This window comes from Phyllobacterium calauticae, from assembly GCF_019991125.1.
Lineage (GTDB): Bacteria > Pseudomonadota > Alphaproteobacteria > Rhizobiales > Rhizobiaceae > Phyllobacterium > Phyllobacterium calauticae.
Map to the genome: position 1 here is coordinate 1 of NZ_JAGENB010000022.1, position 3,858 is coordinate 3,858.

3 protein-coding genes and 1 pseudogene are annotated in these 3,858 nt (G+C 55.2%); all 4 read right to left on the reverse strand.

The window, feature by feature from the left end:
• Positions 1-383: pseudogene (locus J1W56_RS25715) on the reverse strand (hypothetical protein); the annotation flags it as partial.
• A gap of 2 nt (positions 384-385) precedes the next feature.
• Positions 386-1,405, reverse strand: a complete 1,020-nt coding sequence (locus J1W56_RS25720; protein WP_223616128.1) for a gp53-like domain-containing protein — start codon at positions 1,403-1,405, stop codon at positions 386-388.
• On the reverse strand, positions 1,405-1,626 hold the full coding sequence (locus tag J1W56_RS25725) for a hypothetical protein (RefSeq protein WP_223616129.1): 222 nt from the start codon (positions 1,624-1,626) through the stop codon (positions 1,405-1,407). Before J1W56_RS25725 ends, J1W56_RS25720 begins: the two co-directional genes overlap by 1 nt.
• Positions 1,627-1,684: 58 nt before the next feature.
• Positions 1,685-3,858: phage tail protein (locus tag J1W56_RS25730; protein ID WP_223616130.1), on the reverse strand; the 2,174-nt coding region annotated here is incomplete at its 5' end.

Genomic DNA, 3,858 nt, shown 5'->3' on the forward strand with positions numbered 1-3,858 from the left:
GTAAAGCCTTGCTGCAGCATTTCATCAGTGCGGACGAATGAGCCCGCCTTTTCATAGACAAGACGGATGGCGCGCGGCTGCGATGCCACCCAGTCTTCGACCTGATCGTAAATACCCGGATGGGTTGTCACATCCATGATGTCGAGCATCATGAAAAACTGGCGGCTGGAAACTCGATCTGGGATGATTGGCTGGGGCGGCGGCGGCACGAACTCGACCAATTGTCCAACGGCGAACTTTCGTCTGCCTTGATTGTCAATGTACTCCAGCCACTGTTCATCGGTAATCTCTAAAACGCCTGTTGGAATATCATTGCCGTGCATATCACGGTCATAGAAAGCGGTCGCAAAACCTTCTGCATTCAACATTGCAAATTTCGTCATAGCTATCTTCCCACTGCTTTCCAAAACACGACCAGATCATTTTGCTGACCGACCCCAGCACCTGTAATGTTGCGGCATCGAACGTCCGTACCGGTGCGAGAGGTGTTGCTGGTCATCGCGACGTAGGCGGCGCCAAGGCCTGCATTTATGTACGGCGTCATGGTTACGGCATAGCACACGGAGGGGAACGCCAATGGAAATGTCAAACCATAATCGCTGGCGGCATTGTAGATAACGCCCCATTGCTCAATCGTACCATCGGGATGCTTGATACTGCTCGCGTTAGATGCACCACCCAGCTTTGTCCACACGCCTGCACCATTGTTTTCGCCAAGGAGGGTGCGAGCGTATGCAGTCAATGTGTAGGTCGCCGCGGTATTGGCATCAGCAAAGTAAATGCCCTTGTCGGCGGCAGGCGCAAGGCCGAGCAACGACCTCGCCCAGGCTTTGAAATCCACTAGTCCCATCGTGTCGGAGCCAGTGCCGTACGGTAACTTATCGGCCGCCATATTCTGACCGAGCAATGACCTTGCCCATGCTTTAAAATCAACAAGCCCCATGGTGTTGGCACTTGTACCGTATGGCAGCTTGTCCTCCGCCATTGGCAAACCAAGGAATGATCTGGCCCACACCTTGAAGTCCATCAGGCCCATGGTGCTGGCGCCTGTAAAGAACGGCAGCTTGTCTGCCGTCGCGGAGAGACCAGAAAATGCAGTCAGGATTGGTTGGGTGAGGATTTTGCGTACCGCCGCCAACAATGCTGCATAGCGTGATCCGTCAGGTTGATACCGGATGTAATAGGAAGAGCCGGCCGGGAGTGAAGACCCACGCCAGTTGTCCTTGAGTGTGATCGACGTATCACTGTTGACCGTATCGATGCGCGCGCCCGGGTAACCATCACTGGCGAACAGATCACCTGAACGGATCTCATCCGTGCTCCAGAATGTACCAACGCCCGTAACAGCCTTGGTGCCTGCGACAACTGACGCCGTGCCTGCTGTAATGTCTGGATTGTCGGCCATCAGTTTGCCTTTCCTTTCTTCTCGACCTTTGCCGGTTCTTCAGGCGACAGATTGGCGAGGTCCTCTGTCAGTCGAGCGATCGATGCGTTTGCCTGTTCGAGCCCTTCTCTCAGTTTCTGGTTTTCATTGGCGAGCAGAAGATTGCGGTTCTCGTAGAAGCCAATCAGCTCCCGCTGTTCATTGACCACCACCATCGGGTCAATCTGGATGCGTTCAGACATGAGTTCTCCTCCCCGCGCGAGCGGGTGAAAGGTTGAGGCATGGATGGGTTGAGTTAGTTCAGCGTTTCCACCAGAGGGCAGTCAGCGTTGTGTTGTAAATGTTGTTTCCAGCGGCCTGGACACCGTCGGTCATTTTCACTTCAAAAGTGTTGTTTCCCGCCGCGTTGTTTCCAAAGAAGAAATCAATGGATGATTGGGCCGAATTGGTCGTGCCCGATGAAAGCACGAACGACTTTGAGTAGATGACTTCGCCCGTTGTCGTGTTCGTCACGATGATCGTGTACTTCCCGCCATTACCCGCATTGTAGCTGAATGATCCGCTCCAATTGATCTGCATCAACGACCGACTGGTCACAGGCATATTCGCCGTCAAATAAAGATTGACGTAGCCAATGCCCGGATTGGGATCACGGTACACCTGCCCGCTAACGCGCGAGCTGCTTGTGACAGAATCGATCCCAAGATTGGACGTTCCAACGATGAGATTGCCGATTACAGCCTCACTGATATCCACGGCGCCAAGAGTGGCGGAAAGGCCAACCAGCTTGTTGACCCGCAATTCATCGGCATAGAGCACGCCGCCCTGAATGATGAACGGGCGCCGCTTTGCCCCAGCCTGAACCACGTAGAAGGAATCGGCGGTTATTCCGACTTCGCTTGTCCCGCCGGCAATTGCGCTGAGAAACAGAGCCGCCTGTGATGTTGGACCGGTCCCGCTTGCTGCAACGCTCAGTCCAGCCGTCGATTGCGCGCCCGCCTGCGTTGCCACCTGCTCAAAGCGCAGAATTCCGTTGGCGTAGAAGTTACCTACCCTCGCCTCGGTTACGTTTACCCGGTTGGTGATCGCTGCAAGGCCCGTCCCGGGATCGTATACCGTGGCAGACAAAGTGTCCGTGATCTGAGACAGAGCATTCAGGCCCTTCACCGGATCGTTCACTTGTGCGGTGAGTTGTGTGACCTTCAGGACAGCTGCGGCTGTATCGGAAGCCACAACCGTGATCTGATCGGAAAACGATGCGGAGAATGCACCGACAGTTGCCGTTATCTCCTTTCGGTCATCGAACGACTGCGCCCCTGCCTCGGCGAGCAGTGCATCGATCCGCTGGCGTTCCTCATCGGCAAACCGGATGGATTTACCGATCCAATCGAGTTTTGCATTGAGACGCTGAAGAACACCGTCAACGACGCCCGGCATGTAAACCGTCTCGCGGCTGGTCTTGATGGTTGTCGTCAACCAGGGCGTAAAAGTCTTGAACCGATCCGGAACGGTCGTGATTGTGGCGCGCGCTTCATAGAACACACCGGACTGAACATCCTTTGAGGTAGTGTATTCGCTGATTTCCGGCTGCGAAGACTTGTCCTGAAACTCGACGAACGTTCCGGCAATGCGGTAGAAGAATCGAACCTCCGTGATTGTCGGGTCATCCGGTGGCGTCCAGCCAAAGCGCAGTGCGGGCTTCTCGAAGCCATCCTCACCATTGATGACACCAACTTCGACAGCAAAGCCTTGGATTGTAGAAAGGATCGACGGATTGATCGGCGGCGACGGTGGGATAATGACCGGGCCCGGATCGATATCGCCATCCGAATAGATGTCTGCCCCGGTCTCAGACAGAACCAGCGTGAACTGAAAATTCTCATCACAGCGCCATTCAGTGATCAGCCATGTCTTGCCGTCGAAGGCGACCCATTCGCCTTCCTGCACCTTCAAGCCAACACGGCGGCTGACAGGAACTGTCGCCTGGCCGCCCTTGCGGTTCTGGCGATAGCGGATGTTGAGGAGATACTGGGCAATGTCAGGGTCGGAGACCTGCAGAAAGTCATTTGACGTCTGCCGGCGGCGACCGTCTGCGGCAATGTCCGCGTTCACGACAATCGGCTTGAGGCTTTCCGCGCCCCATTGGCTTTCCGGAGAGGTAAACTGACCCGACATCATATTGTACATTTCGAAGGCAGATTTGCGCTTGCTGACCTCCTGGGCGCGATCCATTGGAATATCGGCAGCCGTAATTTCAAGCACGGGGATTTGGGGCGCGCCTGGGATCACGCCGGACAAGCCGCGGCGGTTTAGGCCATAGCCCGCCATTGCGTCATCGAACTCTTTCAGAATTTCCGTGTGGTCATCGGATCCCTGAACGTAGAGCGCACTCTGATATGTCGGCTTTCCCTTCCTGATCGTGTCGCAGACGTTCATCGCAGCGAAATAGGAAGACAGGTCGAGCTGACCCATCG

What these genes read in the sequence shown, in the direction of transcription:
- J1W56_RS25725 (WP_223616129.1), bottom strand. Translation starts at nt 1,626, where the DNA reads ATGTCTGAACGCATCCAGATTGACCCGATGGTGGTGGTCAATGAACAG.
- J1W56_RS25720 (WP_223616128.1), bottom strand. Translation starts at nt 1,405, where the DNA reads ATGGCCGACAATCCAGACATTACAGCAGGCACGGCGTCAGTTGTCGCA.